The organism is Devosia sp. (assembly GCF_041917035.1).
GTDB lineage: Bacteria > Pseudomonadota > Alphaproteobacteria > Rhizobiales > Devosiaceae > Devosia_A.
In genome coordinates this window covers 1-5,587 of record NZ_JAYRYM010000244.1, presented here as the reverse complement: position 1 = coordinate 5,587, position 5,587 = coordinate 1, and the positions used below count along the sequence as shown (strand labels likewise).

The 5,587-nt window shown below is 69.2% G+C and carries 6 protein-coding genes; 4 read left to right on the top strand and 2 right to left on the bottom strand.

Annotated elements, in window-relative coordinates; all coding sequences use genetic code 11:
- Together ACE3TU_RS18375 and ACE3TU_RS18370 are read left to right on the top strand one after the other, a co-directional pair.
- Positions 1–279: TRAP transporter large permease subunit (locus tag ACE3TU_RS18375; RefSeq protein WP_374626847.1), on the top strand; the 279-nt coding region annotated here is incomplete at its 5' end.
- Between the two features lie 98 nt (positions 280–377).
- Entirely contained in the window at positions 378–1,400 is a 1,023-nt protein-coding gene (locus ACE3TU_RS18370) for a TRAP transporter substrate-binding protein (RefSeq protein WP_374626845.1), read from the top strand.
- 66 nt (positions 1,401–1,466) lie between these two features.
- Here the strand turns inward: ACE3TU_RS18370 and pobA are convergent, their stop codons facing one another.
- On the bottom strand, positions 1,467–2,624 hold the full coding sequence (gene pobA / locus ACE3TU_RS18365; protein ID WP_374626843.1) for a 4-hydroxybenzoate 3-monooxygenase: 1,158 nt from the start codon (positions 2,622–2,624) through the stop codon (positions 1,467–1,469).
- Between the two features lie 54 nt (positions 2,625–2,678).
- Here pobA and ACE3TU_RS18360 point away from each other — a divergent pair, with 54 nt between their 5' ends.
- Positions 2,679–3,551: a helix-turn-helix domain-containing protein gene (locus ACE3TU_RS18360; protein WP_374626841.1), complete on the top strand. Its 873-nt coding sequence runs from the start codon at positions 2,679–2,681 to the stop codon at positions 3,549–3,551.
- Positions 3,552–3,563: 12 nt separating this feature from the next.
- On the opposite strand, the gene pcaQ is transcribed toward ACE3TU_RS18360, so the two are convergent.
- Complete coding sequence (pcaQ, locus tag ACE3TU_RS18355) at positions 3,564–4,487, bottom strand: pca operon transcription factor PcaQ (RefSeq protein WP_374626849.1); 924 nt, start codon at positions 4,485–4,487, stop codon at positions 3,564–3,566.
- A gap of 159 nt (positions 4,488–4,646) precedes the next feature.
- On the opposite strand from pcaQ, the gene pcaD reads away from it, so the two are divergent.
- Positions 4,647–5,441 (top strand): 3-oxoadipate enol-lactonase, encoded by a 795-nt coding sequence (gene pcaD / locus ACE3TU_RS18350; RefSeq protein WP_374626839.1) that lies wholly within the window; start codon positions 4,647–4,649, stop codon positions 5,439–5,441.
- Positions 5,442–5,587 lie beyond the last annotated feature (146 nt).

The following is a 5,587-nucleotide window of genomic DNA, read 5'->3' as shown; positions in this document are numbered from 1 at the left end:
CCGATCGTCTATCCGATGATGACGGCCCTCGATTTCGGCCTCGCGCCGGACGATTTCGGCATCTGGTTCGGCATCCTGGTGCTGATCGTGGTGGAGGTGGGGCTGATCACCCCGCCGGTCGGCATGAACCTGTTCATCATCAATTCCATGTCTCCGGAAACCAGGCTCTCGGAGACCTATCGCGGCGTGCTGCCCTTCGTGGCGAGCGACATCGTCCGCACCGTATTCCTGGTGGCATTCCCGCCGGTCAGCCTCTGGCTGGTCTGGATGCTCTACTAGGAGACTGCCCGCGCCGCCGGCCCGAAGGAGGAAGGGTCCGGAAGCGCCTATGCCAACGCACTCGGCCAGATCGGCCATGACAAGGGAGGGAACACCCGATGAAGACCAAGCTGTTCGTTCTGGGGGCCCTGGCCGCATTGGCCATGACCACCTCAGCCCTGGCGCAGGAAGTCACCCTGCGCCTCCACCAGATGCTGCCGGCGCAGGCGACCATTCCGGCCAAGGCGCTCACCCCCTGGGCCGAGAAGGTGCAGGCGGACTCGGGCGGCCGCATCAAGGTCGAGCTCTACCCGGCCATGCAGCTGGGCGGCGCCCCGCCGGACCTCTATGACCAGGCCAAGGACGGCGTGGTCGACCTGATCTGGACCGTGCTGGGCTATACGCCGGGTCGCTTCCCCAAGTCGGAAGTGTTCGAGCTGCCCTTCCTGATCACCACGGGCGAGGCCTCCTCGGCGGCCTTCTACAACTACGTGATGGCCAATTCGGCCGACGAGTTCGCCGGGGTCAAGGTCATCGCGCTCCATACGCACGGCCCCGGCCTGTTCCACACCAAGAACCCGATCAACAAGCTCGAAGACCTCAAGGGCATGAAGATCCGCGGCGGCTCGCGCATCATCTCCTCGATGCTGGCCCAGCTGGGGGCCGAGCCGGTGGGCATGCCGGTGCCGCAGGTGACCGAGGCGCTGTCCAAGGGCGTGATCGACGGCACCACCATTCCGTGGGAAGTCACGCCGTCGCTGAAGGTAGCCGAGCTGGTGAAGAACCATACCGGCTTTTCCGGCACGCATGGCCTCTACAGCCAGACCTTCGGCTTCACCATGAACCTCGACAGCTACAACCGGCTGCCGGATGACCTCAAGGCGGTCATCGATGCCAATTCCGGGCTCGAGACATCGCGTGAGTTCGGTCGCGTCATGGACCAGGGCGACGCCGTCGGCCTCAAGATCGCCACCGAGGCCGGCAACACCATCGTGCAGCTCGACGAGGCCGAGACGGCACGCTGGCGGGCGGCGGCGCAGCCGACGATCGACCAGTGGTTCGCCGACATGAAGGCGATCGGCGTCGATGGTCCGGCGCTCTATGCGGCGGCCCAGGCTGCCGTGGCGGCCGAAGGCAACTGAGGCCCGATGCCGTCATGTGGCCCCGCGGCGCGCGCCGCGGGGTCGCTGCGGCCCACCGGCGGCGGCTCAGTGCGGCAGACCCGTGTAGTTTTCCGCAAGGCTCTGCCGCGCCACCCGCGAGCCGGCGAGGTAGTCGAACTCGGCCCGCTGCATGCGCCGGCCGAAGGGACCGTTCTCGGGGAAGGCATGCAGCAGATTGGTCATCCACCAGCTGAAGCGCTCGGCCTTCCAGATGCGCGACAGCGCACGCGCAGAGTAGCCGTCGAGACCGGCGGTCGAGCCGTCCCGATAGAAGCCGATCAGCGCCTCAGCCAGCATGTCGACATCGCTCATCGCCAGGTTCAGCCCCTTGGCGCCGGTCGGCGGAACGATGTGCGCGGCGTCGCCGGCGAGGAACAGCCGACCGAAGCGCAGCGGCTCGGCCACGAAGCTGCGCAGCTGGGCGATCGACTTCTCGATCGAGGGGCCCGTCTCGACGGCCTCGGCGGTCGTCGGCTCGAGCCGGTGCCGCAGCTCGTCCCAGAAGCGCTGGTCGCTCCAGTCCTCCACCGTATCGGTGGTGCCCACCTGCACGTAATAGCGGCTGCGGCTCAGGGAGCGCTGCGAGCACAGGGCGAAGCCCCGCTCGTGATTGGCATAGATCAGTTCGCGCGAGACCGGCGGGCGGTCGACCAGGACGCCCAGCCAGCCGAACGGGTAGACGCGCTCGAAGGTCCGGATGGCGGAGGCCGGGACGCTGGCGCGGCTGACGCCGTGAAAGCCGTCGCACCCGGCGATGTAGTCGCAGTCGATCCGGCGGGCGACACCCTCCTGCACCCAGCTGACAGAGGCGGCGCCGTCGATATCGTGCAGCGCGACGTCCTCCGCCTCGTAGATCACCCGGTCCGGCCGGGCGGCCATCAGGTCGCGCGTCACCTCGGTCTGCCCGTAGACCGTCACCTGCCGCCCGACGAGCGCGGTGAAGTCGATGCGCAGATCCTCGCCGTCGAAGCTGAGGACCGTCCCCTCGTGCACAAGGCCCTCGGCATGCAGGCGCTGCCCCACCCGGGCGCGATCCATCAGGTCGACGGCGCCCTGCTCCAGCACGCCGGCCCGGATGCGGCCGAGGACGTAGTCGGCGCTCCGGCGCTCGAGGATCAGGTTGTCGACGCCCGCCAGGTCGAGCAGCCGGCCCAGCATCAGGCCGGCCGGCCCGGCACCGATGATCGCCACCTGTGTGCGCATGTGTCAGCTCCTCCAGTTCCGGCACCAGCATGCGTTGCGGAAGGGACGAGGTGAATGGACGGGCTGGGCACGAAGTTGCACTATTCGAACATGGGCAGAATTCCGACCTATGCGCTCTACGGCGAGGCCGGCAGCGAACGACATCACGACTGGTTGCACTGGGAGACCATCCAGGCGCGCAGCAGCCTGCACGGCTACCGCATCGCGCCGCACCGGCACGAGCACCTGTTCCAGGTGCTGCACCTCGCGGGCGGCGCCGGCCGCGCCAGTGTCGACGGCGCCACGTTCGAACTGGGTCCGGGCAGCGTCGTCGTGGTGCCGGCGCTGACCGTGCACGGCTTCACCTTCTCGCCGGATGTCGCGGGCGTGGTGGTCACGCTGCTCGAGCGCGATCTGGGCACCACCGGGGTGATGCCGCCCGGGGCCGGAGTCGTGCAGGAGGACACGGCGGGCATCGCCGACGCGCTGGCCCGCCTGATCGGCGAGGCCGACGATCCCGGCTCGCGCCATGATCTGGCCATGCGGGCGCACGTCACCCTGCTGCTCCTCGCGCTGCAGCGGGCGAGCGGACGGCCCGCGGCCGACACGATCGGGCCGGACCGTTCGCGCCGGCACGCCGAGGCGTTCCGCCGCCTGGTCGAGGGGCAGTTCCGGCAGACGCGCCGGGTGGCCGACTACGCCCAGCAGATCGGCATCAGCCATACCCATCTCAACCGCGTCAGCCGCCAGGTGCTCGGCGCCTCGGCGCTGGCGGTGATCGAGCGGCGGGTGGCGCTCGAGGCGCGGCGGCAATTGCAGTTCTCGACGCTGTCGATCAAGCAGATCGGCGCCGAACTGGGCTACGAGGATCCGGCCTACTTCACCCGCTTCGCCACCCGCCTGCTCGGCATGGCGCCGAGCGCCTTCCGCCGCAAGATGCGGGGCTGACGGAACCTCCGGTCAGGCCGCGCTCGCGCGGAGGCGCGACGCGACGTCGCGAACCGCCTGCATCAGGCCGAGGCCGGCGAAGGTCGGGGTCGTGTCGGTGCGGGTGGTGAAGCCTACCGGCCCGAGCGTTTCGCTGGTATCGACCGGCAGCAAAGCCAGCTGCCCTTCGGCCACGTCGTTGGCGACCACCCCTTCGGAGATGATCCAGATCGCATCGGTCTGCCGCACGTAAGAGCGCCCGAAGGCGTTCGATACGGTTTCGAGGTCGCTGCGCAGCCCGGTGACGCCATGGGCCAGCAGCACCCGCTCGACGACCGGACGGATCACCGAATCCGGGGTCGGCATCAGGGTCTGGTAGGGCTCGATCATGCCCAGGACGAAGTCGGGCTCGTCGAGCAGCGGATGGCCGGGACGGACCGCCAGCACCACCCGCTCGGAGTAGAGGTGCTCGAAGGAAAACCCCACCATCGCCTCGGGCTCGGCCATCCGGCCGATCACGAGGTCGACATCGCCGGTGCGCAGCAGGGATAGAAGATAGCCGTTCGGGCCGGTGACGATGCGCGTGGTGACGCCCGCCCCGTCCGCGCCGAAGCGACGGACGGCATCGGGAAGGATGCGCGCCGAAACCGTCGGCAGCGCCCCGACGCGGAGGACGACCGCGCCCTGGGCGCCGCGCGCGGCATCGATCCCCTGGCGCAGAGCGGCGAGGCTGGTCGCGGCATGGCGGAAGAACACCTCGCCGAAAGGCGTCAGGGCCAGCCGGCGCCGGCTGCGATCGAACAGCTGCCCGCCGAGCAGGAGTTCCAGTTCCTGCACCGTCTTGGTCGCCGCCGGCTGGCTGATGTTCAGGGCCTCGGCGGCGCCGGCCATGCTCCGCAGCCGCGCCACCTCGAGAAAGCAGGCAATGTGCCTGAGGCGGATTCTGGGATCGATGATGCGCTGCGCCATCTTGCCTGTCCGGTTATCGGAGCCGTGGGCCTGGGCCCGAATGGGACGCTTCCACCCGCAAAACATAATCCATTGGTTATGCCTTGGCCGAGACTTATCATTTTACAGCCGCGGCTCCAGCCCCTTAAATCGTCGAGCGAGGAAACCATGGCGTTCGTCCGCATCAATGGCGTGCTGCTGCACTACCGCCTGTCCGGCAGGCCGGGTGGACCGGCGCTGGCATTGGCCAATTCCCTTGGCACCGACCTGCGCATCTGGGACGCGGTGGTCGAGCGCCTGGCGCCGCACTACCGGATTCTCGGCTACGACAAGCGCGGCCACGGCCTCAGCGATGCGCCGCGGGCCGAGTATCGGCTGGACGACCATCTCGACGACCTCGCGGGTCTGCTCGACCACGTCGGCTGGGGCCGCACGGCACTGGCCGGAGTGTCCATCGGCGGGCTGATCGCGCAGGGCATGGCGCTGCGCGCACCCGGGCGCATCGCGGCCCTCGTGCTCTGCGACACGGCTCCCCGGGTCGGCGACGCGGCGATGTGGAACGGGCGCATCGCGGCGGTGCTGTCGGGCGGAACGGCCGCCATTGCCGATGCGGTGATGGAGCGGTGGTTCAGCCCGGCGTTCCGCCGCGAGCGCGCCGACGAGCTCGCCGGCTGGCGCAACCTGTTCCTGCGCAGCGACGCGGTCGGCTATGCCTCGACCTGCGCGACCCTACGCGATACCGACCTGACCGAGGCGATCGGCGGCATCGCGACGCCGACCCTGGTGGTTGCCGGCGAACATGACGGCGCGACACCGGTCGCGATGGTGCGGGCCGGCGCCGAGCGGATCCCCGGAGCCCGCTTCACCGTTCTGCCGGGGGCCGGGCATATTCCCTCCATCGAGCAGCCGGCCGCGCTGGCCACGCTGATCGACGGTTTTCTCAAGGAGGTCGGGGGTGCCTGACACGACGCTTTTCGAACAAGGCATGGTCACGCGGCGCTCGGTGCTGGGCGACCAGCACGTGGACAGTGCCACCGCCGGCATGTCCGATTTCGACAGGGACTTTCAGTCGTTCATCGTCGAAGGGGCCTGGGGCTCGGTCTGGTCGC

Excerpts from the sequence above, each read along its gene's own strand:
- ACE3TU_RS18360 (WP_374626841.1), top strand. The coding sequence starts at position 2,679 with ATGGACGGGCTGGGCACGAAGTTGCACTATTCGAACATGGGCAGAATT.
- pcaD (WP_374626839.1), top strand. The coding sequence starts at position 4,647 with ATGGCGTTCGTCCGCATCAATGGCGTGCTGCTGCACTACCGCCTGTCC.
- ACE3TU_RS18370 (WP_374626845.1), top strand. The coding sequence starts at position 378 with ATGAAGACCAAGCTGTTCGTTCTGGGGGCCCTGGCCGCATTGGCCATG.
- pobA (WP_374626843.1), bottom strand. The coding sequence starts at position 2,624 with ATGCGCACACAGGTGGCGATCATCGGTGCCGGGCCGGCCGGCCTGATG.